At 38.2% G+C, this 25,741-nt stretch carries 20 protein-coding genes; 6 read left to right on the forward strand and 14 right to left on the reverse strand.

What is annotated here, in order from left to right; all coding sequences use genetic code 11:
* The coding region (locus J3U74_RS10195; protein ID WP_267396015.1) for a hypothetical protein at nucleotides 1-229 on the forward strand (229 nt) is incomplete at its 5' end.
* Nucleotides 230-500: 271 nt separating this feature from the next.
* Here the strand turns inward: J3U74_RS10195 and J3U74_RS12570 are convergent.
* From J3U74_RS12570 to J3U74_RS10215, 5 genes are all read right to left on the reverse strand, one after another.
* Nucleotides 501-659, reverse strand: a complete 159-nt coding sequence (locus J3U74_RS12570) for a hypothetical protein (RefSeq protein ID WP_416379761.1) — start codon at nucleotides 657-659, stop codon at nucleotides 501-503.
* A gap of 42 nt (nucleotides 660-701) precedes the next feature.
* Nucleotides 702-1,808, reverse strand: coding sequence for a tetratricopeptide repeat protein (locus J3U74_RS10200; RefSeq protein WP_267338072.1), 1,107 nt, complete (start codon nucleotides 1,806-1,808; stop codon nucleotides 702-704).
* 455 nt (nucleotides 1,809-2,263) lie between these two features.
* The gene (locus J3U74_RS10205) at nucleotides 2,264-3,421 is read right to left on the reverse strand and encodes a tetratricopeptide repeat protein (RefSeq protein ID WP_267338070.1); all 1,158 of its coding nucleotides are present in this window, start codon (nucleotides 3,419-3,421) and stop codon (nucleotides 2,264-2,266) included.
* Nucleotides 3,422-3,749: 328 nt separating this feature from the next.
* Complete coding sequence (locus J3U74_RS10210; protein WP_267338069.1) at nucleotides 3,750-4,598, reverse strand: tetratricopeptide repeat protein; 849 nt, start codon at nucleotides 4,596-4,598, stop codon at nucleotides 3,750-3,752.
* 332 nt (nucleotides 4,599-4,930) lie between these two features.
* Nucleotides 4,931-6,124 (reverse strand): tetratricopeptide repeat protein, encoded by a 1,194-nt coding sequence (locus J3U74_RS10215; protein WP_267338034.1) that lies wholly within the window; start codon nucleotides 6,122-6,124, stop codon nucleotides 4,931-4,933.
* Between the two features lie 547 nt (nucleotides 6,125-6,671).
* On the opposite strand from J3U74_RS10215, the gene J3U74_RS10220 reads away from it, so the two are divergent.
* Nucleotides 6,672-8,033: an APC family permease gene (locus J3U74_RS10220; protein WP_267328501.1), complete on the forward strand. Its 1,362-nt coding sequence runs from the start codon at nucleotides 6,672-6,674 to the stop codon at nucleotides 8,031-8,033.
* Between the two features lie 108 nt (nucleotides 8,034-8,141).
* Here the strand turns inward: J3U74_RS10220 and J3U74_RS10225 are convergent, their stop codons facing one another.
* From J3U74_RS10225 to J3U74_RS10265, 9 genes are all read right to left on the reverse strand, one after another.
* Complete coding sequence (locus J3U74_RS10225; RefSeq protein ID WP_220219483.1) at nucleotides 8,142-8,405, reverse strand: HPr family phosphocarrier protein; 264 nt, start codon at nucleotides 8,403-8,405, stop codon at nucleotides 8,142-8,144.
* Nucleotides 8,406-8,551: 146 nt separating this feature from the next.
* Entirely contained in the window at nucleotides 8,552-9,490 is a 939-nt protein-coding gene (locus J3U74_RS10230) for a phosphatidate cytidylyltransferase (protein ID WP_267328502.1), read from the reverse strand.
* Nucleotides 9,491-9,555: 65 nt separating this feature from the next.
* A complete protein-coding gene (locus J3U74_RS10235; protein WP_267328503.1) occupies nucleotides 9,556-10,014 on the reverse strand; it encodes a hypothetical protein in 459 nt (152 codons plus the stop codon).
* A gap of 7 nt (nucleotides 10,015-10,021) precedes the next feature.
* Complete coding sequence (locus J3U74_RS10240; RefSeq protein WP_267328504.1) at nucleotides 10,022-11,350, reverse strand: phosphatase PAP2/dual specificity phosphatase family protein; 1,329 nt, start codon at nucleotides 11,348-11,350, stop codon at nucleotides 10,022-10,024.
* Nucleotides 11,351-11,353: 3 nt separating this feature from the next.
* Nucleotides 11,354-13,105 carry a bifunctional alpha/beta hydrolase/class I SAM-dependent methyltransferase gene (locus J3U74_RS10245; RefSeq protein ID WP_267328505.1) on the reverse strand — a complete coding sequence of 584 codons (1,752 nt, stop codon included), beginning with the start codon at nucleotides 13,103-13,105 and terminating at the stop codon, nucleotides 11,354-11,356.
* Entirely contained in the window at nucleotides 13,075-13,725 is a 651-nt protein-coding gene (locus J3U74_RS10250) for a CDP-alcohol phosphatidyltransferase family protein (RefSeq protein WP_255556215.1), read from the reverse strand. The genes J3U74_RS10245 and J3U74_RS10250 overlap by 31 nt, the downstream gene beginning before the upstream one ends.
* Before the next feature lie 73 nt (nucleotides 13,726-13,798).
* Nucleotides 13,799-18,073 (reverse strand): acyl-CoA dehydratase activase-related protein, encoded by a 4,275-nt coding sequence (locus J3U74_RS10255; RefSeq protein ID WP_267328506.1) that lies wholly within the window; start codon nucleotides 18,071-18,073, stop codon nucleotides 13,799-13,801.
* 214 nt (nucleotides 18,074-18,287) lie between these two features.
* On the reverse strand, nucleotides 18,288-19,013 hold the full coding sequence (locus J3U74_RS10260) for an epoxyqueuosine reductase QueH (RefSeq protein ID WP_267328507.1): 726 nt from the start codon (nucleotides 19,011-19,013) through the stop codon (nucleotides 18,288-18,290).
* A 271-nt stretch (nucleotides 19,014-19,284) separates the two neighbouring features.
* On the reverse strand, nucleotides 19,285-19,776 hold the full coding sequence (locus J3U74_RS10265) for a hypothetical protein (RefSeq protein ID WP_267328508.1): 492 nt from the start codon (nucleotides 19,774-19,776) through the stop codon (nucleotides 19,285-19,287).
* Nucleotides 19,777-20,030: 254 nt separating this feature from the next.
* On the opposite strand from J3U74_RS10265, the gene J3U74_RS10270 reads away from it, so the two are divergent.
* The 4 genes from J3U74_RS10270 (at nucleotide 20,031) to J3U74_RS10285 (ending at nucleotide 25,735) form a co-directional block, all read left to right on the forward strand.
* Nucleotides 20,031-21,443, forward strand: a complete 1,413-nt coding sequence (locus J3U74_RS10270) for an EmmdR/YeeO family multidrug/toxin efflux MATE transporter (protein ID WP_255556214.1) — start codon at nucleotides 20,031-20,033, stop codon at nucleotides 21,441-21,443.
* 1,080 nt (nucleotides 21,444-22,523) lie between these two features.
* Nucleotides 22,524-23,906, forward strand: a complete 1,383-nt coding sequence (locus J3U74_RS10275) for a glycoside-pentoside-hexuronide (GPH):cation symporter (protein ID WP_267328509.1) — start codon at nucleotides 22,524-22,526, stop codon at nucleotides 23,904-23,906.
* Nucleotides 23,907-23,950: 44 nt separating this feature from the next.
* On the forward strand, nucleotides 23,951-25,480 hold the full coding sequence (locus J3U74_RS10280; protein ID WP_267328510.1) for a glycoside hydrolase 43 family protein: 1,530 nt from the start codon (nucleotides 23,951-23,953) through the stop codon (nucleotides 25,478-25,480).
* A 126-nt stretch (nucleotides 25,481-25,606) separates the two neighbouring features.
* Entirely contained in the window at nucleotides 25,607-25,735 is a 129-nt protein-coding gene (locus J3U74_RS10285; protein ID WP_267338035.1) for a hypothetical protein, read from the forward strand.
* Nucleotides 25,736-25,741 lie beyond the last annotated feature (6 nt).

Raw genomic sequence — 25,741 nt, forward strand, 5'->3', positions numbered from 1 at the left:
GTCGTCGATAATAATGCTGTTAATACAACAAATAGTACTTTTTTCATTAGTTTTCCTTAATTTCCTAAAATATAATATTTTTTTATTTTGCCTGCTGGCAAGAAAAGATCAAAAATGGGCTTACTATCTATTACTTCTTGACAATGCACTTTTAAATCGCTTATCGGTATCGGGTTATAGAGTTGATAAAATGACTAACACGCTAACCAAATATATTGAGCCGTATTAAAATGTCACTGTTAAGCTAATTTATATCAAAAAAGTGATTGTGTTAATAGAATAAATGACATTTTGTGGCTATATAAAAAAAGAACTGCCTTAATATGTAAGACAGTTCTTTAAACAGATTCCAAATTTGCCTGACTTATGAATGTTGTTTATTTGATTCCTTTATGAAGAATATCGCAACTTTCTTTAAATTTTAGCTCACAAGCTTGTTCAAAATACTTTTTAGCTAACTCGCTATTTTATACACTGTCATCTTTACAATACATAACACCTTAATCAAGCCTTGCTTCAGTAACACCCTGATCGGCTGCTTTTTTGTACCAATATAGCGCTTTTTCTTTATTGTCGACGCCTATACGTCCGTGATATATAAGTGCTAAATTATACTGAGCTTCCCTATCTCCCTGCTCTGCCTCAGTGTTACAAGCAATAAAAGCTTTATCAAAATACTTTTCAGCTAACTCGCTATTTTTTTAAATACCACCACCTTTATGATACATAGTGTTTAAATGAAGCATTGCTTCAAAGTTATCATTATCTGCTGCTTTTTTATACCAAAATAGTGCTTTTTCTTTATCGACTTCGATCTCGTCTCCTTTGTCATACATATATGCTAAACGATATTGTGTTTGACTTAGCTTTTTTTTCATTGCGTTACTGAGCCAATATACCGTTTTATCTTTATTAACTTCGAGACCATCACCTTTGTCATACATTTCTGCTAAATGATATTGCGCTTGAGCAATTCCATATTCCGGTTCAGTGATTTTTCTACCTAACCTTTTACGTAGTTCTGCTATAACATCGTCACTTTCATTATTCAAAACTGCTAAATTATATTGCGCCTCAACAAATCCTTTTTTTGCTGCTTTCGTGTACCAATATACTGCTTTCTCTTTATTGACTTCAACACCGTCTCCTTTGTCATATCTCTTTGCTAACTTTAATTGCGCCCAACCATCCCCTTGTTCCGCAGCTTTTGTATACCAATACACCGCTTTTTCTTGATTAACTTCGACACTGAGTCCATTTTCATAAATGTGTGCTAATCCAATTTGTGCAGAAATAAGCCCTTGTTGCTCAGCTTTAGTATACCAATATAGCGCTTTTTCTTTATTACCATATTGCCCTAAATCATATTGCGCAACAACAAATCCTTGCTCTGCTGCTTTAGTGAGCCATTTTTTATATTCAAACCTATTGGATAAATCATATTGTGCTTGAACAGATCCGGCTTCCGCTGCTTGAGTGAGCCAATAGAGTGCTTGTTCTTTATCGACTTCGACTCCCTCACCTTCTTCATACATGCGTGATAAACCATATTGCGCAACAGAAACCCCTTGTTCCGCTGCCTGAGTAAGCCAATATAGCGCTTTTTCAGTATTTTCTTCGACATCGTCGCCGTTGTAATACATAAATGCTAAATTATACTGAGCTTCCCTATCTCCATGCTCAGCCTCAGTGTTACAAGCAATAAAAGCTTGATCAAAAGCTTTTTGTTCGAAATAGGTCGCGCAATTATTAGCGTAAGCCGTCGTCGATAATAATGCTGTTAATACAACAAATAGTACTTTTTTCATTAGTTTTCCTTAAATCCCTAAAATATAATAATTTTTTTATTTTGCCTGCTGGCAAGAAAGAACAGAACAGAAATACGTTTACTATCTATTACTTGTTAACAATGTACTTTTAAATGGCTTATTGGTATACAGTTATGGGGTTGATAAAAGGGTTAACACACTACCCAAACTTATTGGGTCGCATCAAAGTATCACTGTTAAGCTAATTTATATCAAAAAAGCGATTGTGTTAATAGAATAAATGACATTTTTAGACTGTAAAAAAGAACTGCTTTAATACGTAAAACAGTTCTTTTAACAGATTTCTGATATGCGTGAATTATGAATAATGGCTATTTCATTCCTTTGTGAAGAATTTCGCAACTTTCTTTAAATTTTTGCTCACAAGCTTGTTCAAAATACTTTTTAGCTAACTCGCTATTTTCTACACTGTCATCTTTACAATACATAACACCTTAATTATGCGTTGCTTCAGTAACACCCTGATCGGCTGCTTTTTTGTACCAATACAACGCTTTTTCTTTATCGACTGCGACACCATCTCCTTTGTCATACATAAGTGCTAAATCATATTGTGCATCACCAAGTCCTTGTTCAGCGGCTTTTGTGTACCAATATAATGCTTTCCTTTTATCAACGTTGACATCATCACCTTCAGCATACATCCTTGCCAAATAATATTGCGCTCCAACAAACCCTTCTTCCACTCCTTGAGCTTGAGAAAACCAATATAACGCTTTTTCCTGATTGGCTTCGACACCCTCACCTTGATCATACATATAAGCTAACTCTAATTCCGATAAAATATCCCCTTCTTCTACTGCTTTTGTATACCAATATAATGCTTTCCCGATATCAACTTTGACCCCATTACCTTGGGCATACATACGTGCCAAACCAGATAGCACTTCAACAATCCCTAATTCCTGTCTTTCTATTTGAGCTTGAGCTCGGGAGTTCCAATAGAGTGCTTTTTCTTTATTGACTTTAATACCCTCACCTTGGTCATACATATAAGATAACTCTAATTGTGCAGTAATAAATCCTTCTTCTGCTACTTTAGTATACCAATATAGCGCTTTTTCTTTATCGACTTCGACACCATCCCCGTTGTCATACATAAGTGCTAAATCATATTGTGCATCACCAAGCCCTTGTTCAGCTGCTTTTGTGTACCAATATAGTGCTTTCCTTTTATCAACTTTGACTTCATCACCTTCAGCATACATCCTTGCAAAATAATATTGCACGTAAGCAGCCCCCTTTTCTTCTTCTTGAGCTTGAGAGTACCAATAAAGTGCTTTTTCTTTATTGACTTCGACACCATCTCCTTGGTCATACATATAGGCTAACTCTAATTGCGCATAAATATGACCTTGTTCCGCTGCTTTTGTGAACCAATAGAGTGCTTTTTCTTTATTGTCGACGCCTATACGTTTGTCATATATACGTGCTAAATTATACTGAGCTTCCCTATCTCCCTGCTCAGCCTCAGTGTTACAAGCAATAAAAGCTTGATCAAAAGCTTTTTGTTCGAAATAGGTCGCGCAATTATTAGCGTAAGCCGTCGTCGATAATAATGCAGTTAATACAACAAATAGTACTTTTTTCATTAGTTTTCCTTAAATTCCTTAAATATAATAATTTTTTTATTTTGCCTGCTGGCAAGAAAAGAACAGAAATACGTTTACTATCTATTACTTGTTAACAATGTACTTTTAAATGGCTTATTGGTATACAGTTATGGGGTTAATAAAAGGGTTAACACACTACCCAAACTTATTGGGTCGCATCAAAGTATCACTGTTGAGCCAATTTATATCAAAAAAGTGATTGTGTTAATAGAATAAATGACATTTTTAGGCTGTAAAAAAGAACTGCTTTAATAGGTAAAACAGTTCTTTTAACAGATTTCAGATATGCGTGAATTATGAATAATGGCTATTTCATTTCTTTATGAAGAATATCGCAACTCTCTTTAAATTTTAGTTCACAAGCTTGTTCAAAATACTTTTTAGCTAAATCACTATTTTTTTCAATACCATCACCTTTATAATACATAACGCCTAAATAATGCATTGCTTGAGTGTAACCATTATCTGCTGCTTTTTTATACCAATATAGTGCTTTTTCTTTATCGGCTTCGATACCGTCACCTTTGTCATACATACGTGCTAACTCATATTGCGCAGCAGTATGCTCTTCTTGCGCATCACCATCCCATAGCTCAGCGGCTTTTGTGTACCAATATAATGCTTTCCTTTTATCAACTTTGACCCCATCACCTTCAGCATATATACTTGCCAAATAATATTGCGCCCCAACAAACCCTTCTTCCTCTCCTTGAGCTTGAGAAAACCAATATAATGCTTTTTCCTGATTGACTTCGACACCATCTCCTTGGTCGTACATATATGCTAACTCTAATTGCGCAGAAATATCCCCTTCTTCAGCTGCTTTCGTGAACCAATAGAGTGCTTTATCTTTATCAATGCCGACACCGTCCCCATTGTTATACGTCTGTGCTAAATCATATTGTGCATCACCATGCCCTTGTTCCGCTGCTTTTGTGTACCAATAGAGTGCTTTTTCTTTATTGTCAACGCCTATACGTTTGTCATATATACGTGCTAAATTATACTGAGCTTCCCTATCTCCCTGCTCAGCCTCAGTGTTACAAGCAATAAAAGCTTGATCAAAAGCTTTTTGTTCAAAATAGGTTGCGCAATTATTAGCGTAAGCCGTCGTCGATAATAATGCTGTTAATACAACAAATAGTACTTTTTTCATTAGTTTTCCTTAAATTCCTTAAATATAATAATTTTTTTTATTTTGCCTGCTGGCAAGAAAAGATCAAAAATGGGCTTACTATCTATTACTTCTTGACAATGCACTTTTAAATCGCTTATCGGTATCGGGTTATAGAGTTGATAAAATGACTAACACGCTAACCAAATATATTGAGCCGTATTAAAATGTCACTGTTAAGCTAATTTATATCAAAAAAGTGATTGTGTTAATAGAATAAATGACATTTTGTGGCTATATAAAAAAAGAACTGCCTTAATATGTAAGACAGTTCTTTGAACAGATTTTCAATTTGCGTGGCTTATGAATAATGTTTATTTGATTCCTTTATGAAGAATATCGCAACTTTCTTTAAGTTTTTGCTCACAAGCTTGTTCAAAATACTTTTTAGCTAACTCGCTATTTTTTTCAATACCATCACCTTTATAATACATAATGCCTAAATCATGCATTGCTTGAGTGTCACCATAATCTGCTGCTTTTGTGTACCAATATAATGCTTTCCTTTTATCAACTTTGATCCCCCTATAACCTCCGGCATACTTTCTTGCCAAATCATATTGCTCCAAAGCAAACCCCCTTTCTCCTCCCCTATCTTTTACCCTTTCTTCTCGAGCTAGAGCGTACCAATATGCTGCTTTTTCTTTATTGACTTCGACATCCTCACCTTGATCATACCTATATGCTAACTCTAATAGCTCATCAATACACCCATATGGTTCTTGAGCTATAGAGTACCAATGTCGTGCTTTTTCTTTATTGACTTCGACACCCTCACCTTGGTCATACCTATATGCTAACTCTAATTGCGCATAAATATTCCCTTCTTGCGCTGCTTGAGTGTACAAATAGAGGGCTTTTTCTTTATCCACTTCCACACCCTCTCCTACTTGATACATAACTGCTAAATTATATCGCGCCTCATTAGACCCCTGTTCCATTGCTTTAGTAAACCAATATAGCGCTTTTTCTGTATTTTTTTCGACACCGTCTCCTCTGTAATAAACAAGTCCTAAATCATTTTCCGCCTTATCAAACCCCTGTTCTGCTGCTTGAGTGAGCCAATATAGCGATTTTTCTTTATTGACTTCAAAACCGGTATCGTCAACATACATAAGTGCTAACTTATATTGCGCCTCAAGAAATCCTTGTTCCGCTGCTTTTGTGAACCAATAGAGTGCTTTATCGTTATCAATGCCGACAAGATGACTGTTGACAACGTACCCCATGTTATACATCAGTGCTAAATAATATTGCGCCTCAACAAGCCCTTGTTCCGCTGCTTTTGTGTACCAATATATCGCTTTTTCTTTATTGCCGACACCTATACGTTGGTAATATATATGTGCTAAATTAAACTGAGCTTCCCTATCTCCATGCTTAGCCTCAGTTTTACAAGCAGTAAAAGCTTGACGAAAATCGTTATGTTCATAATAGGTCGCGCAATTATTAGCGTAAGCCGTCGTCGATAATAATGCTGCTAATACAACAAATAGTGTTTTTTTCATGGTTTTCCTTAGATTCCTAAAATATAGTATTTTTTACTTTGCCTACTAATAATAAAAGAACAAAATAGGCTTGCTTTCTTTTACTCGTTAACAATGTACTTTTAAAGGTTTATGGATATATAGAGTTGAAAAAAATGTTAACACACCACTTATTGGGTCACATAAAAATGTCTCTGTTATTAGAAAAGTATTTAACCACACTATTCCCTTTCCTTCAGCAATTAAAAAAGGAATTTATTTTATGAGTAAATAACCTTAGCATATTCTATTTTCATCCTTTTATACTTATTCATCACTGAACGCTTACCTAAATATCAGTCACTTTCAATGCATTTAAACCATCTATTTTGATTAAGATTTGTTTAGAAATAATTCATCCTAAATGGTCAAATTCGCCGTTTGCATAATTTAATGTCAATATAATAAAAATTAGCTTGCATAATTATAATAATGTGGGAGAATTCCCTGCCGCTTTTAGCGGGTAAAAAGGCAAAACTATACTTAGTAGTTTTTTATTGTTTTTTGGGACAGAGGAGCAAAGTTAGTCATGTCCGCAATAAAAATGAAACGAGTTTTAACCACACCTGCATTGATTGCATTTGGTTTAGCTTATATGGTTCCTTTAGGGATCTTTACCACTTATGGGGAAGTTACCGTTGCCAGTAATGGGCACTTACCTGTAGCTTACATTATCACCTTAGCCATGATCTTTTTTACAGCACTGAGCTATTGCCGTATGGCAAATAAGCTACCGATTGCTGGATCTGCCTACTCTTATGTACAACATACCTTTGGAGGCAAAATTGGATTTTTGGTTGGTTGGGCGCAAATCCTTGATTACCTGTTTTTACCGATATTAAATTATTTGGTTTTGGGTATCTATCTTAATGAAGCATTTCCTGATATTCCGGCATGGGTTTTTGTGTTAGGTTCTTTAATTAGCGTAAGCTTTTTAAATTACTTAGGTATTAAGTTAATTAATTCGGTTAATTTTACTTTGATTATTGTTCAAATGATTTTTATCGGGTTATTTATCTTTTTAACACTGACCAATGTTAATTTAACGCCTGAAGCAATGATGAAACCGTTGTTAGTGAATGCGGGCGATTTTAGCGGGCTACTTTCCGGGGCAGCAATATTATGCTTAGCATTTTTAGGATTTGATGCTATTGCAACGTTAGCTGAAGAGTCAAATGATGCGCAAAAATCGTTACCTAGAGCGATTATATGTACCGTACTTATTGCCGGTTGTATCTTTTTGGTGGTCTCTTATTGTGCCCATTTAGCTTATCCTAACTGGATCGATTTTGCTAATAACAAAGATACTGCAAGTTTAGAAGTTGTGCGCCGTGTAGGTAATATTAGCCATTTAGGTGGTGATTTTATGTATAACTTTTTCCAAGCTGCATATTTAACCGGTGTGTTTGCCTCTGCAATGACTGCACAAACCAGTGTTTCACGCATTTTTTATGCTATGGGGCGTGAAGGTGTGTTACCGAAGCAGATCTTCTATAAAATTCATCCACGCTTTAGAACGCCTTATTTATCGATTATCTTTGTAGCTTGTTTTTCATTGCTATCATTAGTATTAGATCTTAGTCTGGTCGTTTCGATGATAAGCTTTGGCGCCTTAGTTGCTTTTACTTTTGTTAACTTATGTGTTATCAAAAGTTATCTTAGCGGTAAAAACACTAAAACGTTAGCAATCCTGTTTAAATATGGATTATTGCCTGCTATTGGCGTGCTACTTTCTTTGTGGTTGTGGACAAGTTTGGATGAAACAGCGATGGTTGTTGGATTGGTCTGGTTAGCAATTGGCTTTTTATATTTGGTCTATTTAACCAAAGGCTTTAGATCTGCATTACCTTCGATCGATCATAAAGAATTAAGTTCGATTATTAAAGATTAAATTATCTGGTCTACTTACAAGTTTTAGTTACTGTCCTTTTAAAACAATTCCGTCGACATGATGTCGACGGAATAATGAAATTTTTTGGTAATGAATAAGTATCGTTAATTACTCACCAAAACCAGTAGCAAATAATTCACGGATTTCATCCATCGCTGCTTGCTCGTCTTCACCGTCACAAATAATTTCGACAGTTGAACCACCTTTAATACCAGCACCAAGCAAACCCATCATACTTTTTAATTTGATCGTTTTATCATTATAAACAAGCTCAATAGATGATTTATAACGACCCGCTAATTTTACCAGTGTCGTTACAGGGCGTGCATGTAAACCAGTTGAATTTTTTACTACCATTTGCTCTTTTAACATATTACAGTCCTTATTTATATCTTAACGTTAATACAATGGCAGTATTTATATCATAAATTGAATAATATTGCTCTTTTTTTGCATGCAAATTTTTGCAAAATAATACGCATCAATGATTTGAAGGATTTTTCAATCTCAGTTTACTTTTATCCCCAGAAATATCGTACAACATGGAAAAAAACCGGCGCAGCAAAACAGATTGAATCAAACCGATCAAGCACACCGCCATGCCCCCCGATTAGCCGTCCCCAATCTTTTACGCCCCGATCTCGCTTAATGGCAGACATAACCAATCCACCAAAAAAACCAAGCAAGGTGATCATTAACGAAATCAGCCCGGCTTGCACAAAGCTAAATGGCGTTATCCAAAACAAGCAAGCACCAATAAAGCTTGCCGATAATACCCCACCGACAAAACCTTCAATGGTTTTTGACGGGGATAAATTTGGACTGATTTTATGCTTGCCCCATAATTTTCCAAACACATATTGTAAAACATCGGATAACTGCACAACCAAGACTAAAAAAGCAATAAGCAGTAAGTTTCGGCCTTGATAATTATCGATTTGTAACGCTAATAATGCCGGCACACAAGAGATGCTGTAAACGGTGATTGTCAGCCCCCATTGTACTTCGGCAGTGCGTTCAAGAAAATTTTGGCTTGAACCGGTAATTGACGACAAAATAGCTAACAATAAAAAACCATAAATCGGTATAAAGATACTGAACATTCCATACCAAGAAATGGCAACGAAAAGATATTGCAGTGGTAAGGCAACGCCAAAGGCAAAAATTAGCGCATAAAAGTCATAGCGGTTAACGGGGGTTAAGACCAAAAATTCACGCAATGCTAAGCCGGATATAACAAAAAATAGAAAAATGACCGCCAGTTTTCCGATGAAAAATGCCAAACCAATAATTAGCACCATAATCCACCAAGCATTAATGCGGGTGTTTAAATTATCAATCACCGGATTAGGACTTTGCACTCGTCGTTTTAATAACAGACCAATAGTCGATGCGATGACTAAAAACAGACCGATACCCAAAAATAAAAGCAGTGTATCACGTTGGTAATCTGTCATGTCTTTCTCCTGATTGTCTGTTATTGCTCAATGTAGCATTAAGCATTAATGCAGGGTGTGCTTAATTAAAAAAATAACACACCTAACGCCAGAGCTGTTAGTAATCCAAGTTGTAAAATAATATAAGCGATCTGTTTTTTGAATAACTTCATTGTGCCGTTTTCACGTTCATGGATTGATCGCACGTTTTGTTGATTCGCTTTAATCAGATTTAATTGCCCTAAAGCATCGTCTAATTCCGTGATTGCTTCGGGCAGACGGTCGCTTTGGCTGGCAAGATATTCAAATAACTTTCTATCAAAGGCGATACGTAGAGCATAATATTTACTGATTAATCCGATAAAAAAAGTGATCAAACACAATATGATTACATATAGATTGCCGATTGACCAACTTGCCAGTAGCCAGAAAAACAGTGCCATTAAGCTCAATGATAACGACAAAATATCTAATCGCTGGCTGATAAGTAAAAAGCTACTGAATGTCACTAACCTCGTTTTCGTTATATTATCGGTTTGAGTCATCTAATCTTTACCCCTTTTTTAATTGTAAAAACCACTCAGTTAAAATTACACGTTGCGCTTTAGAGATCACAATACTGCTACGACAAGCTTTTACTTTGGCAATGGCGTCATCAAGATTTTGCGCTCGATGCGTCCATAATAACCAAGCAATAACCGCCGTAGCGCTACGGGAATAACCTAATGCACAACACACCAGTAATTTGCCCTTTTGATAATACTGATTAATCACTTCTGCGCTCTGCTGGCACTGCGCCGCGGTTAGCGGGGTCATATCTAAGACCGGTATTAAAGTATAATTGCCCTTAAAATGCGCTATGGGTAATTCAGCGCATAAGTCCAGCACCGAAACAAACTGATAGGCTTTGAGCGTTTTAGTTTCCGCTATGCGACCAAGATAAAGCTTATCTTCGATCATATCGGGGGATGCATGGTTTATGGTCCATAAACGGGAATTGAGCCACATAACAACCCAATAAGGTAAATAAAGTATGGCGATAGCCAACTTAAACCGTCCGTTAGGCTGTTTTTGAAAACCTTTAGCACCTAATAGCAAATAATTAATGGCAACTAATACCAGTGCGCCGGCTAACCATAATAACCAAAGTGCCTCATGCTTAAAGTAAACAGCCAAACCATAGGTTATAAGCGCAAAAACACTATAGAGCGTCACCCATTTGCCGTTTTTCAAGCGTGAAGCATTTTTGAATAGTGATTGCTCATTATCCGGCCATAACCAGATACATAAGCAACCAACCCATAATCCGGTCGGTATATCAAAAAAGTGGTGTTGCCATGTGGTTAATACGGAAAGCGCAATCAGTAAACACCAAATATTAAGCAGATACTTTGTTGCCACAGATTTAAAATAGCCGGCATAAAATTGCCACAAAATAACCAGTAAGGTGATATGCAGTGATGGGGCTTGATTAAATGGCTTATCAAAGCCCATTAATACCTCAAACAGCCATCCAAAAAAGCCGTCTAAAGCCGGACGCTCATAGCTGAATTTAAGCGGGAAAAGCAAAAAACAGCCGATACAAATTATTTGAGCGGTCAGTAGTCGTAAACAAAGTATTTTAACCGATTGCTTACTGGTTGCTAATAAGATTGCCAGACCATACATCAAATCGATTGACCAATAGGGCACAATAGTCCAAGACCAAAGCGGAATTAAGCTTTCCCAGCTAAAAACAATGCTTGTGACATCAGCACGGCTAGCGGTAAATGAGTTGGTTAAATTATAACTGCTAAAGAAAAACAGGCACAATCCAACTAACCATAAGCATTTATAAATGCTTAAAGTAGTTGAAGGTGCGGTTGCTGATGTTTTCATCATCGATTAGTGAATGCGCTGTGCTAATGAAACGGTAAAGATGCCCCACTGATCAATGCGCATGGTAATTTTTTTGAAGCCGGCTTGAGCGACAAGCTGATCCATTTCAAGTTGTGTTCGTCTACGCATTATCCAGGGTTGACCGTCTCGATGAGAAGTTAACGCTCTGGCAATAAAGGTTAACTGTGGATGCCAAGGCTGGTTGGTATAAATCAAATAACCGCCAACCGGTATCGCATCGGCTAATCCGGCTAACGAGTTATGGATTAATTGATTATCTCCAAACAGCTCGTAAAGCCCTGAGACAATGGCAAGATTAGGTTTTGGTGATAATTGCGCTAATTGTTGTCGATCAAACGCATCACCTTTTTCAAAACGAACGATATCACTTAAGCCTTTTTGTTCAATTAATGCTTGCCCGTCACGAACATTAATATCGCTATAATCCCTCAATAGCACGTAATCGGGTTTGTGAGCGATTTGAGTAATGGTATCTAAAATATAGCGTCCATGGCCGGCTGCAATATCGACAATATTGACCTTGTCATTTTGTTGCTGTAAACGACTAATCGCCTCTTTTAATAGCTCTTCAAGATTGAGTTTGCGTTGTCTAATGCCACGCCAACCAATAGATTGTAAATAGAGGTAATCAAAAAATTGCCCTAATTTAGAATTTCCCGCAGGTTCATTCCGATAGACATAATCAAGGGTACTGCCGGAATCAAAGCCAGTTTCTAAACCGAGTTTAATGCCATGAGATATTTTGCCTGCGTACTTTAAGCTTGCCTTAATAAATTTCCAATATAACGGCTTAACTAAACCGGAAGGCGGTAAGGTTAAATTATCGGTTTCTAATCGAGTATAACCTACCCGATCGGCGTTAAGTCGTGACGGCGTATAAGCTGGGCTGGCAAAGCAGCCGAGAATAAAACGCCTTGCTCGTTCAAGAGCGATATGGCGATCTTTTTCACCCAACGTATCATGAAAAAAGCCCGGCAAAATATGACACTCTTTTTGCGGCGTGCCTAGATTGTCATAAAACTGTTGTTGGGGTTTACGCCTAACCACATAATCCGATCCGGAAACCAGTAATTGAGTCGGTACGGTAATTGCGTTAGCATCTTTTATAATTCTGTCTGATACCGAATAGAGATCGAGCAGTAAACGCACTGAAATCGGTCGGGTAATAAGTGGGTCTTGCGTGAATGAGCGGGCACGTTCAGCATCATGAGTTAATAAATTGGGTTTGACATAACTATTAACAAAGAAATTGCCTTTAAAGTTATACAGCAATTTTAGTCCGGGAACGGCAAGCGGCACATAGAGTTTAACGCTAAAAGCGGGTGATGCTAAGACTAAAGCACGAATATTGGGCACATAATCATGCACCCAAGCGCTGGCAATAACTGCGCCTACACTTTGGGCGATAATAGCGATATCTTGTTGGTTAAGTCCGTACTCTTGGGTGATATGTTCAATAAAACATTGCGCATCTTTGACTAAAGTGGCAAAGTCTGGGGCATCTCCTCGCTCCCCTTCTGATTGTCCGTTTCCTCTTGCATCCCACGCAAAGATTTGGAAATCGGGCAGCGCAAGTTCATCAGCCAGATGCGCAACACGCCCGGAATGTTCATGCCCTCGATGAAACAGCACCAACGCTTGATTTGATTGTTGGTCGCTATCCACAGCCGGCCAATAGCGATAAAAAATTTGGCAGCCATCATGACTTATAAAAGATTTTTCTTGTTGTTGTCGCATAAACTGATCCTTAATTCTTTGGACTCATTCAATCCCTTTTTGATCCGATTTACAATGGTATAGATAAGTAAAGCACTTATCAGCCACAGTAAAGGATTAATCCAATCCAATGGGAGTAAATAGCTTGCAATACCTAAACTGATAACACTGAAAACAAATGCGCGATCACTTTTGCCCATAGGTCCGTCATAACGGCGAGTAGCGCCAATCATTAGTCCCAACACGCCACTATATTCAGTCAGAAACGAAAGCAATACCACAAACATAACTAAACTATAGCTAACAGTAGCAACTTGCGTAAATACAGCGATCAGTGCGCAATCAGATATCACATCACAAATCTCATTTAAGTAAGCGCCTAGATTAGATTTTTGGTTAAACTCTCTTGCCAACATACCGTCAATGGCATTGAGCGCCATACGAATAAACATCCATAGCGGGATGAGATAAAAAACCCATTGATATTGCGCTAACAGCCCAACAATTAATGACACAAAAATCGATCCTATACAAGCAGCGATCGTGACCTGATTAGCCGTAATATCGGCATGGTAAATTTTATTCGCATAAGGGCGAAGTAGAGATTGGAACCGTGATTTTAATTGATATATTGACAACACTTGCAATCCTTTTTAGCCATAAATGAGGGCGTTAACCAACAGATTAAGCAACCATTATAGCGCTTTACATATATTAAACAATGCGTTGTAACTGACTATACTTTAAAGCACTTATCATAAAATGCAAACGATTAAGTACATTTACTTCCCCTGCTCCGTCATCAAAATCAAGATATAATAGATTAAGTTTAGGATTCAGATCTCGCATCCGCTTTTCAACGCCTTTTGATACCACATGATTGGCGATACAACCAAATGGCTGTAAGCTGATAACATTATCTATCCCTTGCTGGGCAAAAGTCATAATACCGGCTGGAATTAACCAACCTTCACCAAATTGGTTGGCTAAATTTAAGATCTCTTGCGCTTTTTGCGCCATATTGCGCAGGTTATGGAAAGGTTGATAGTATTTAAAGTCCGCTAATATCTGGTTGGTTTTATCGATATAAACCTGCGCTATTTTTTCTAGGAATTTAAGTACATAAGACAGGTAACTATTAGCAATCAGATGATTTTTGATATTGCTGTCATAGTTAACAAAACATTGCGCAAAAAATTCAATCATCGGTGGCATCACCGGCTCAATGCCTTGTTCTATCAGCCACTCTACACTATGCTGATTACCAAAATTATTATATTTGACATAGATTTCACCCACAATACCAATCTGCGGGCAGGCTCTATTGTGCGTTTCAATCTGATTAAACTGTGCCACCGCTTGACTTAATAAAGTAAAAATCGCTTTTTTACCTTTATGTTGGCTAATAAGCTGTTTTAGTTTGTCGGTGTAAAACTGTTTAAGCTCATCGGCTTGCTGTTTCACTTTTGCCCTCGGCGCAATGGCGTAATACATTTTAGCCAGCGAATCGGCAAACAGCATGGCAAAGAAAGTCGTCGGTAGAGTTTTAAGCCAGTTAATTTTAAAGCCCGGTTGCTCAATTTCATTGATATTACCGGTACTAAGCGAAATAATCGGTACATCGGCAAAACCATTACTTATCATCGCTTTTTTAATTAATGATAGATAGCTACTGGCACGACATTGCCCACCGGTTTGGGTAATGCCAATAGCGACTTGATCACGCTGATATTTCCCCGAACGCAGTGCTTTAATAATGTCGCCGACAATGATTGTTGCCGGATAACAGATCTCGTTATTACAATATTTTAAGCCCCACTCAACTGAACGCTTATCCGGCTTAGGCAAAATTTCCAATTTATAACCGGATAAAGCAAAAATCGGCGGTAACAAAGGTGAATAAAAGTCAGAAATAAACGGTGCTAATATCGTTTTTCGCTGTTTATCGGGTAGCGTAAAAATCGCTGTTTTTTGGCGCTCTTGCAATGTTAATGGTTGGTGATGATTCATCCGGATTGATTCAATAATTGAGCGTAACCGTAATCTAACTGAGCCGGTAGCAGTGATCTCATCAACCCGAATCACGGTGCAGGTTTTGCCTTGCGACGCTAAGATCGCTTTACACTCATCAGTGACAATTGCATCGGGTCCACAACCAAAAGAGTTTAACTGAACAAATTGAATATTATTTGGCTGCTGAGCTACAAACGACGCAGCAGCGTACAGGCGGTTTGGGTAACTCCACTGCGAGCAGATTTGCAGTTCCGGCGAAAGCGCATCAGTGGCGCCCAATACTGAATCTTCGCAAATCACATCACAACCTAAAGCGTTTAAAATCTCAGGGGTTTTATGGTTGATTAAGCTGTCGCTGTGATAAGGACGACCAGCTAAAATAAAGACATAACGCCCAGTTTGCTTCGCCTTATCCAACACGTCAACCGCTTTATCATAGAGCGCTTTTTTGTAGTCACTTTGCGCAATCAAGGCTTGTTTAAACGCCTTATTGGCAACTTGTTTAGTAATGCCTAATGATGTTAGATATGCTATGCAGCCTTTTTTAAGCAATTTAATATCGCTAAAATTGATGACCGGATAATCAAGCGCAATACCATATTTGCTAGCCGGATTGATAGCGCTATTTATCACTTCGGCATAACTACTGACAATCGGACAGTTATAACTATTGACCGCATTATTAAACTGTGCCGATTCAAATATCACCATAGGCATAAAAATACGATCAACATTGGCGTTAATCAGCGCCATAATATGCCCGTGCACCAGTTTAGCGGGAAAGCAGATGCTGTCTGACATTACAGTGCCGGCGCCTTTTTCATAAATTTCATGGGTCGAAAATGGCGAAAGGGTCACATTGATACCGCTGGCGGTGAGCAGTGTATGCCAAAACGGGAAATTTTCATACTGACCTAAAACACGTGGAATACCAATATTGATTGTGGCATTTGGCACTTCACCGTTACAGCGATCAAATAAAAGCGAGTTTTTGAAATCAAACATGTTAAATGCATGTTTATCTTGATAAGGATTATTGCTTAAAAAGCGTTCGCATTTATTGCCCGAATAATAGCGCTGCCCATTGGCAAAACGGTAAATCATAATATCACAATGATTTTCGCATCCTTTACAGCGTGAAGGCTTAGCTTTGTTATCTAGCGCCTTATCCAAATTATCTAAACCGATAAAGGTTGATAAGCTCGGATGCTCAGTGTAGTGATGTTTAGCAAACAGCGCTGAGCCATAAGCGCCCATTAGTTCCGGAATATTGGAGCTGGCGATCTGTGCCCCGGTTAACTGTTCCAGCGCCCGAAATACCGCCGGATTTTTAAACGTTCCCCCTTGCACCACAATATGATCGCCTAGTTTTTTTATATCATGCAACTTTAGTACTTTATGAATGGCATTTTTAATTACCGAAAACGCAAGCCCGGCGGATATATCGCCCATGGTGGCGTTTTCACGCAGTGCTTGTTTCACTTTAGAGTTCATAAATACCGTACAACGAGTACCTAAATCGCAGGGGCTGGTGGATTGACAAGCGGCATTGGCAAACTCGATCGTATTGGAATTAAGCGATTTTGCAAAGGTTTCAATAAATGAACCACACCCCGATGAACACGCTTCATTTAACTCGATATGATTCACTACGCCATTAGCGATAAAAATGGCTTTCATATCTTGCCCGCCAATATCCATAATAAAACTGACTTTAGGATCAATATGTTTGGCTGCGGCAAAATGCGCCATGGTTTCAACTAACCCATCATCAATAGCAAATGCCGCCTTTAACAGCTCTTCCCCATAACCGGTCACACCGGTGCGAGCAATATTGATGGTTTTGCCGGATGCGGTAATCTCTTTTTTTAACTGGGTTAAGCCTTTAATTAAGGCGCTAATGGAGTGTCCATTATTGGGCGCATAATAGCTAAAAAGTAGCTGGTTATCTTCACCAATTAAAGTAATTTTGGTGGTGGTTGAACCACTATCAATACCTAAAAAAGCATTTTGCTTTGAATAATCCGATAGGCTTACGCTGGGGATTTGAATATAGTGACGCTGCTTTTGCCAATCTGCAAAAGATAACGACTGACTAAATAGCGGCTTTAAGCGAGTGGGAGAAGCGAGCTGAATTTTATTTGAAGCAGTTAATCTTTGGGTAAAATCATCAATCGAAAGCACTGTTCGGCAACGGCTATCAATAGCGGCGCCCCATGCCGATAATAGCGTCGGGTGCGCCGTTTGCACAACCTCATCAGCATTCAACTTTAAAATATCGCAAGCAGCTTGTTTTAAGGTTGGAATAAATGAAAACGGCCCGCCAATAAACATCACCTTTGGCACAATATCATAGCCTCGAGCAAGGCTGTTTACCAACTGGATACAAACGGCATGTAATACTGAATAAGCGATATTTTCTTTCGATACATTACGGCTGATAAGATTTTGCACATCGGTTTTGGCAAAAACACCACAGCGGGAGGCAATTGGAAAAATGTTGTCATGATGCTTAGCGAGTTGATCGAATTGTTGTACGGGAGTATTGAGCAAAGTAGCCATTTGATCAATAAAGGCACCTGTTCCACCGGCACAACTGCCATTCATTCGAATATCTGGCGGACGGTCAGGAAAAAAGAAGATCATCTTACTATCTTCACCGCCGATATCAATTAAAGTGCTAACTTGCGGATATTGGCGCTGAACCACTTCAGAAGCCGCAACCACTTCTTGAATAAAGGCAATATTAGCTTTTTCGCATATTCCCATACCGGCCGATCCGGTCACTTTTACCGACAGCTCGATATCATTGCCAATTTTTTGTTTGATTTCGCTTAAAAGGTCAATCACGGTGGCGATGATATGGGTATTATGACGAACATAATTGCTATAGACAAAATGGTCTTGCTCATCTAACAAGACACATTTCGCAGTAGTCGAACCGACATCCAATCCAAGCCTATATATTTTTGACATAACAAACTCACATTTTGCAAAAAAGGACTTAAAGTATTTAAAGATGCTTATCACAAACTTAGTTTTATCATAATATTTTTAAATAACTTAAGATAGTGTAATTTTTGCAGTTTTTATTTGATGTGTTCAAAATGCACACACTTTATAAGGTGTGTGCTAGCGAAAATATTCAGATATCACTTCACTTTGTGTGGGTTTATCCTTCCCCCAAAAATTAATCTTTTTGGTGTTCAGCTAACCCTTGTTTTGCAGTTGCAATGACATTTTTTAAATCGATGCCCTGCGCTTTGGCGGCAAAAATACAGCCGCAATAACATTGACGATAGACATCGTACTCTTTGCAAATTTCAATCGATCGTTTATAGCCATTATTCTTCTTAAAATCGGAAGGAAGATAGTTAACAGAGAAGATCTCTTGAATTTCAAAACCTAATTGATTGATCTTCTGACTGTTCTTTTTCGGGCTTAAGGTCAAGGCGCTGGCAAAATAGTCATAGCCCAGCTCTTGCGCTTTAATTGCCGCTAAATCTAAACGCATTTTATAGCACAGATGACAACGTCCCCCCCCTTCCGGTGCATCACGCAGATGTTCAACTTGTTTAATAAATTCAGCCGGTTGATATGGCGCTTGTAAAAATTGCACATGGTGACCGGTTTTTTGATTAAAATCGGCAATAAATTTTTGCTGAACAACGCTACGATACTCATATTCAACCCGAGGATGAATATTAGAATTAGCAAAATATATGGTGATATCAGCATATTGCGCTAAATACTCTAGAACATAAGTACTACAAGGAGCGCAACAACTATGGATCAGTAATTTAGGGCGAATCGATTCGCTTTGCCAATCAGCAATGACCTCTTTTAGCACTGAATCGTAATTGACTTTATTATGGGGATTTAATTTATCAAGAATATCTTTGGCATTAATTAACATGTGAGCTCTTTTATTTTTGTTATTTTGCTAACTGAAATTTTTAAGCCGACTATGATATAGCGATAATCGGCACCCTTCAAGTTATCGCTATAAATTTTATGGCCAAAAAGGCCGACTTAAAAAGTCAGTTAAGCTTTTAATATTTAACTTAGCTCAAAGCGCTATATTAATATCACACCCTATTAACAAAAACCTTGTTAACAAAACACCGTGTTAATAATAAACCATGTTAATAAAGCATGATATTAACTAAACAATTAACCTTATTCACTTAGATTAATAACCCAACCGCACCGATAATCAGGCATATAACCGGCAAGATAATAAAAATATTGCTGATAATTTTCTTGATACGATCATTGACTAAAAATGTGATAGTGCCAACGGTCATTAGCGTTAAACTCGGATCCATGGCTAACATATCATCAATCGCAACGGCACTAATGCCAATCGTTGCTAAAATGATGCTAAAAAACTCTCGATGTCGGTTTTGAGTGGCAAAGAGAAATAGCATCAAACCCACGCAGATCAAAACAACGGAATAAATGGTATAGTTAGGATTTAATAGCGGATCATGATGTTTGATTGAATACGTTGTTCGAATTAACAAGCCAATCATCACCATAAAAACACTAATGCTTTTGACAACATTATCACTCGCAAAACGCAGAGTGATGCCCAAAATAAATAAACCTAAATAGACCCACCAACAGGTAGTGAGCGTCAATAAAAGTAAGTTCATTGGTGTATTTTCTAAAACCATTTGTCGTTGCCTTACATTTTAACGATAAGCTTAATAGGATTAACTTTAATCGATTATCTTGTGCCAGACAAATTAATATTGTCATTTAAATGAAAAATAATATTATCAATAAGATAATAGCCAACTCATCCGCTAAATCATCGTCCAATTTTTTTGACTATTTTTGATCGCTTTTTTAAAACAGCCATTCATTTTTATTTCATAATGGAGTTATAATTGTGTTTATCTTTTCCTGATGTCAATTAGGCCTGAAATTGGATGTTCAACTCCTTAAACGATTAAAGAATCTGCAATTATATAAAAAACGACACTCGAATAATGTCTTATTGTGGAAAGAGATCTACCCGCTAGCCATTCCAATTTTCATCGAAAATCTATCGGTTATATTAATGGGCATTTTCAGCACTTTTCTGGTCAGTTGGATCGGTAAAGCTGAAATGGCAGCGGTTGGGCTTGCTGAAAGTTTTAATATGATCGTAATGTCCTTTTTTATGGCGGTCGCCCTGGGTACGTCGGTGGTAGTGGCGTTTAGCTTAGGTCGCCATAATCGCAAAAAAGCAGTGGTTGCTGCCCGGCAATCGATTACGCTGTTAGTGATTATATCAATCTTACTATTTCTATTTGTCGAGTTTTCCGGTTATTGGATAGTTGAGATTATTGCCGGAAAAGCCGAAGCAGACGTAAAAGAACTCACGTTAACGTTTCTGCGATTAACAGTGTTAGGCTACCCTGCTTTAGCCTTTATATTGGTTGGTTGTGGGGCATTGCGAGGTGCCGGTAACACCAAATTGCCGATGTACTTAAATATTATTATGAATATCCTCAACTTATCGATAAGTTATATCTTAATTTATGGTATTTTTGGTTGGGGCGGTTTAGGTTTTATTGGTGCCGGAATTGGCTTAACCATTTCACGTTATTGTGGAATGTTCTTTATTTTACTGGTGCTGACCATAAAACCCAGTCGAGCGCTATTTATTCCTTTTCGAAGTTATTTCCATTCATTTAATAGTAAAATCTTGATTGATATTCTTAGCATTGGTATTCCCGCCAGTGTGGAATCAGTGATGTTTAATATCGGTAAACTGCTTACTCAAACATTCGTTGCCGGAATGGGCACATCGACTATTGCCGCAAACTTTATTGCCTTTTCAATAGCCGGCTTGCTCAACTTACCCGGTGGCACACTTGGCGCAACCTCAACGATCATTGTCGGTAAACGTATCGGCATGGGGCAGATCTATCAACCGACCAGACAACTGAAATTTATCTTTCACTTAACTAACTTTTTACTCTGCTTTTTAGCGTTTTTATCCATACCTTTTGCCGGCTTTTTAAGTTCGTTATATACCAATGATCAGGAAGTGATCGACATTGCTAAACATCTCCTGTGGTTTAATGCCCTATTTACGCCATTTTGGGCTTCATCGTTTGTTCTACCTTATGGCTTTAAAGGTGCTAAAGATGCCAGTTACACCATGTGGGTCGCTATCGGCAGTATGTGGATGTGCCGAATTGTTGTCGGTTATATCTTTGGCGTATACTTTGGCTTTGGCGTGATTGGTGTCTGGTTTGGTATGTTCCTAGATTGGGTGATAAGAAGCCTGTTTTTCTACCACCGATTAGTCAGTGGCAAATGGTTATGGCGACATCGAAAGCGAAACTAATATTTTCTAACGTTTATAATAGCGCAATATTAAATGTTCCACACAACATAGCCGGTAAGATCTTGTCAAGAAGTTTCAGAAAATACCTATGTTTTAGTAAAAAATCAGATTATCTTTAAGATATATAAAAATATTAATCCTGAATATTATTTAGCTAATATTAATCAATCTAGACCGCCGGTCGTTTATTAAATAAAAAATCATTGGTTATCTTTACATAAATCAAAGCCGGTAAATTCTTGTCAAGAACTTTCAGAAAACACCTATGTTTTAGTAAAATCAGATTATCTTCAAGATATAAAAAATATTAATCCTAAATATTATTTAGTTACTATTAGCCAACTTAAATCGCCAGTCGCTTGTTAAATAAACATCGTTGGTCATTCTTACGTAAATCAAAACCAATAAACTCCTGTCAAGAAGTTTCAGAAAACACCCATGTTAAAGTAAAAACATCAGATTATCTTTAAGATATTAAAAAAATATTAATCCTGAATATTATTTAGCTAATATTAATCAATCTAGACCGCCGGTCGTTTATTAAATAAAAAATCATTAGTAATCCTTACGTAAATCAAAGCCGGTAAGATCTAGTCAAGAAGTTTCAGAAAATACCTATGTTTAAGCAAAAAAAATCGGATTATCTTTAAGATGTTAAAAAGATATTAATCCTAAATATTATTTAGCCAATATTAACCAACCTAAACCACCTGTCGCTTGTTAAATAAAAAATCTTTGGTAATTCTTACTTAAATCAAAACCAGTAAACTTTTGTCAAGAAGTTTCAGAAAATACCTATGTTTTAGTATAAAAACCGAATTTTAACTTTTAAATCGCTTTTCTCTGCAAAACCAAACAGCAAATCTAACCAAATCCCCTTAGTCTTTGTATGATAAAACTGTGATATCAATCACATTAACCATATAACGTAATTACGCTACGCAAAATCGTAATACTGTTTTGAAAACTTATTTTATAAACTCAACTTATGGTTATTGTTTAGCAATAAGTTATCAGCAGTAAACCGTTAATTTATAACGGCTTAATATCGATTGTCATTAGGGTTATAAGGAGATTGTAATGGATAACAAGAAATTATCAGTCATGGAAAAAATAGGATTTGGCATGGGGGATGCGGCATGCGGCATTGTTTACTCGTCGGTCACGATGTTTTTAACCTATTTTTATACTGACATTTATGGTCTTTCAGCTGCGGCGGTTGGGATCATGTTTTTAGCGACACGCATTTTTGATGCGATTATCGACCCAATAACCGGTATGGTGGCTGATCGTACCAAAACCCGTTTTGGTCGATTTCGGCCTTGGCTTGTCTGGTTCGCAATTCCCTATGCCGTGCTTGCCGTGATGACCTATACCACGCCGGATTTTGGTTATTCCGGTAAATTGTTATATGCCTATATCACCTATGCGCTATTAATGCTTTGTTATACTTTTATAAACATTCCTTATTGTGCACTTGGTGGGGTGATTACTCGGGATGAAAAAGATCGTCTGAGCGCCCAATCCTATCGTTTTACCATTTCATCAGCGTCGGGGTTAATGGTATCAGTCGGCACATTATTTTTAGTCGATTGGCTGGGCAAGGAAGATAAGCAACTGGGCTTTCAACTGACCATGGCGATTATGGGCATTATCGCTATTGGCATGTTACTGCTCTGTTTTTTTACCACCAAAGAGCGTGTGACGCCGATTAAAGATGAGCAAGTCAGCGTTAAAAAAGATCTTAAATGCCTACTCGCCAATGACCAGTGGTGCATTGTTGCTATTATTACTTTTTTCTCGAGTATGGCGGGCGTGATGCGAAGTTCCGCTACGCTTTATTATGCCACCTATTTAATGTTGGGTGGCATCAGTTCAACAGCCGGCACGGCGATGAAATCGGCCTTTGTTTCTACCTCAGTTGTTGGCACCATACTTGGTGCCATGGCAGCAGGATATTTTGCTAAGCGCTTTAGTGCGATTTCACTGTTTAAAAATATTAACTTAATTCTGTTTGCCATTGGTGTGTTGATGTTTTTTGTGCCGCCGGTTTGGTTACCGGTTGTATTTCCTCTCTACTTTTTAATTGGATTTTTTCATCAAATGTATCAACCGTTTAAATGGAATATGATGGCAAACGCCGCTGACTATGGCGAATGGAAATTTGGCCGACGTGCAACCGGGCTTTCATTTTCCGGCAATCTGTTTGCATTAAAATTAGGTATGGCGGTAGCTGGTGCTTTGGTTGGGGTCTGTTTAGGTCTGTTAGGCTATCAAGCTGGCGTCGATGAGCAAACACCACTAGCCACCATGGGCATCATCGGACTGTTAACCATTGGACCGGCATTTTCCTATCTGTTACTTTGGTGGTTAATGCGCTTTTATAAATTAGATGACAACATGATGAAAAAAATTCAAGATGATCTGCTTGCCAGACAAAAGCAAGCTGATAATCATCAGTAAGATAGTGTTTCGGTTATAAATGGACAAACCAGAAAGGTATTAATATGAGCAGTAACTATTATCATAATCCGATTATTTGCGCCGACTATTCTGATCCGGATATTATCCGAGTTGGCGATGACTTTTTTATGGTCGCATCAAGCTTTAATCATTTACCTGCACTACCTGTTTTACATTCTAAGGATTTAATCAACTGGCAGATTATTAATCATGTTTTTTCGTCGTTTGAGTTTGGTGATTATGATCAGGTGGAGCCGGGTAAAGGCGTTTGGGCGCCGTCTATCACTTATCATGATGATAAGTTTTGGGTCTTTTTCAGCACTCCCGATGAAGGTATCTTTATGTGTCATAGCACCGATCCTTGGGGCGAATGGAGCAAACCGCATTGTGTTCAGCCAGCGCTAGGTTGGATTGATCCTTGCCCTTTTTGGGATGATGACGGGCAAGCATGGTTAGTACATGCCTTTGCCCAGAGCCGGTGTGGTCTAAAGCATCAATTACAACTGTTTGAGATGAAAACTGACGGTAGCGAATTAATCGGTGAAGGCAAAATCATTTATGACGGCACCGCCGATTTGCCTACGCTTGAAGGTCCCAAACTGTATAAAAGAAACGGTTGGTACTATATTTTTGCGCCAGCCGGCGGCGTCGAAACCGGTTGGCAAACGGTTTTACGATCCGATAAGCTAACCGGCAATTGGACAGCGCGAAATGTGCTTTTTCAAGGTAACACCCCCATTAATGGCCCACATCAAGGCGGTTGGGTGGAGTTAGCCAATTCGCAGTGCTGGTTTGTACACTTTCAAGATGCCAATGTATATGGGCGAATTGTGCACTTACAGCCAATGTATTGGGACGATGATAACTGGCCAAGGATCGGCCAAACGTTAGATGATCATGGTGCCGGACAACCGGTTTTATCTTACCCGAAACCGCTTGTTAATGGTGAGTCTACAGGCGATAAAATACAAACCAGTGATAATTTTGAGCAGGGAAAATTTGGCTTACAGTGGCAATGGCCAGCCAATCCACAACCACACTGGCTGGCTGATAGTGATGCGGGATTGGTGTTAAATTGTTGCCCGTTACCGATACGTAATGGGCAAGATACACTCTATTTTGCGCCAAATTTACTGTTACAAAAATTCGCAGCATTTCAGTTTTCAGCGCAAACAGAAATGACCTTTAACCCAACCCAATCGGGTGATTTTGCCGGAATGATTATTTATGGTGAACGCTATGCAGCTTTAGTTGTTTGTTATGATAACGGCGAATATCGTCTTATGTATCGTTATGGTTGGGTTAAAGATTCGGGTGTTGTTGATGAGTATCATCAGCCGATTGCAAAACTCGACTCCGCCTCCTGTCAACTTAAGGTAGAAGTCGGATTAAATGGTATCTGCCAATTTTATTATCGCCAATCGCAAGATAGTTGGATTGCACTACCCCGTCAATTTGCTGCCGGTAAAGGTAAATGGGTTGGTGCTAAAATCGGTATGGTGGCAGCAACTGACGCTGGGCAAAATATGGGCGGCAATTGTCATTTTAAATGTTTTAGCGTGGTCGCTAAGTGATAAAAAAACGCCCACGTTATCGTGAGCGGTTTAGATTGTTTGTTATAGGCTTTTAATCGCTAGGTATTGCGCTTGCGAACGGGATTGCACTATCCACCTAACTTGTTGCCGGTAAAGGTAAATGGGTTGGAGATTAAATCGGTATGGTGGCAGCAACTGATGCTGGGCAAAATATGGGCGGCAATTGCCATTTTAAATATTTCAGCGTGGTCGCTAAGTGATAAAAAAACGCCCACGTTATCGTGGGCGGTTTAGATTGTT

The sequence above is a fragment of the Gilliamella sp. B3892 genome, assembly GCF_026536305.1.
Taxonomy (GTDB): Bacteria; Pseudomonadota; Gammaproteobacteria; order Enterobacterales; family Orbaceae; genus Gilliamella.

Bases quoted from the DNA above. Each gene is read 5' to 3' on its own strand.
- J3U74_RS10200 (WP_267338072.1), bottom strand. From the start codon at position 1,808: ATGAAAAAAGTACTATTTGTTGTATTAACAGCATTATTATCGACGACG.
- J3U74_RS10205 (WP_267338070.1), bottom strand. From the start codon at position 3,421: ATGAAAAAAGTACTATTTGTTGTATTAACTGCATTATTATCGACGACG.
- J3U74_RS10210 (WP_267338069.1), bottom strand. From the start codon at position 4,598: ATGAAAAAAGTACTATTTGTTGTATTAACAGCATTATTATCGACGACG.
- J3U74_RS10215 (WP_267338034.1), bottom strand. From the start codon at position 6,124: ATGAAAAAAACACTATTTGTTGTATTAGCAGCATTATTATCGACGACG.
- J3U74_RS10220 (WP_267328501.1), top strand. From the start codon at position 6,672: ATGTCCGCAATAAAAATGAAACGAGTTTTAACCACACCTGCATTGATT.
- J3U74_RS10225 (WP_220219483.1), bottom strand. From the start codon at position 8,405: ATGTTAAAAGAGCAAATGGTAGTAAAAAATTCAACTGGTTTACATGCA.
- J3U74_RS10230 (WP_267328502.1), bottom strand. From the start codon at position 9,490: ATGACAGATTACCAACGTGATACACTGCTTTTATTTTTGGGTATCGGT.
- J3U74_RS10235 (WP_267328503.1), bottom strand. From the start codon at position 10,014: ATGACTCAAACCGATAATATAACGAAAACGAGGTTAGTGACATTCAGT.
- J3U74_RS10240 (WP_267328504.1), bottom strand. From the start codon at position 11,350: ATGATGAAAACATCAGCAACCGCACCTTCAACTACTTTAAGCATTTAT.
- J3U74_RS10245 (WP_267328505.1), bottom strand. From the start codon at position 13,105: ATGCGACAACAACAAGAAAAATCTTTTATAAGTCATGATGGCTGCCAA.
- J3U74_RS10255 (WP_267328506.1), bottom strand. From the start codon at position 18,073: ATGTCAAAAATATATAGGCTTGGATTGGATGTCGGTTCGACTACTGCG.
- J3U74_RS10260 (WP_267328507.1), bottom strand. From the start codon at position 19,013: ATGTTAATTAATGCCAAAGATATTCTTGATAAATTAAATCCCCATAAT.
- J3U74_RS10265 (WP_267328508.1), bottom strand. From the start codon at position 19,776: ATGGTTTTAGAAAATACACCAATGAACTTACTTTTATTGACGCTCACT.
- J3U74_RS10275 (WP_267328509.1), top strand. From the start codon at position 22,524: ATGGATAACAAGAAATTATCAGTCATGGAAAAAATAGGATTTGGCATG.
- J3U74_RS10280 (WP_267328510.1), top strand. From the start codon at position 23,951: ATGAGCAGTAACTATTATCATAATCCGATTATTTGCGCCGACTATTCT.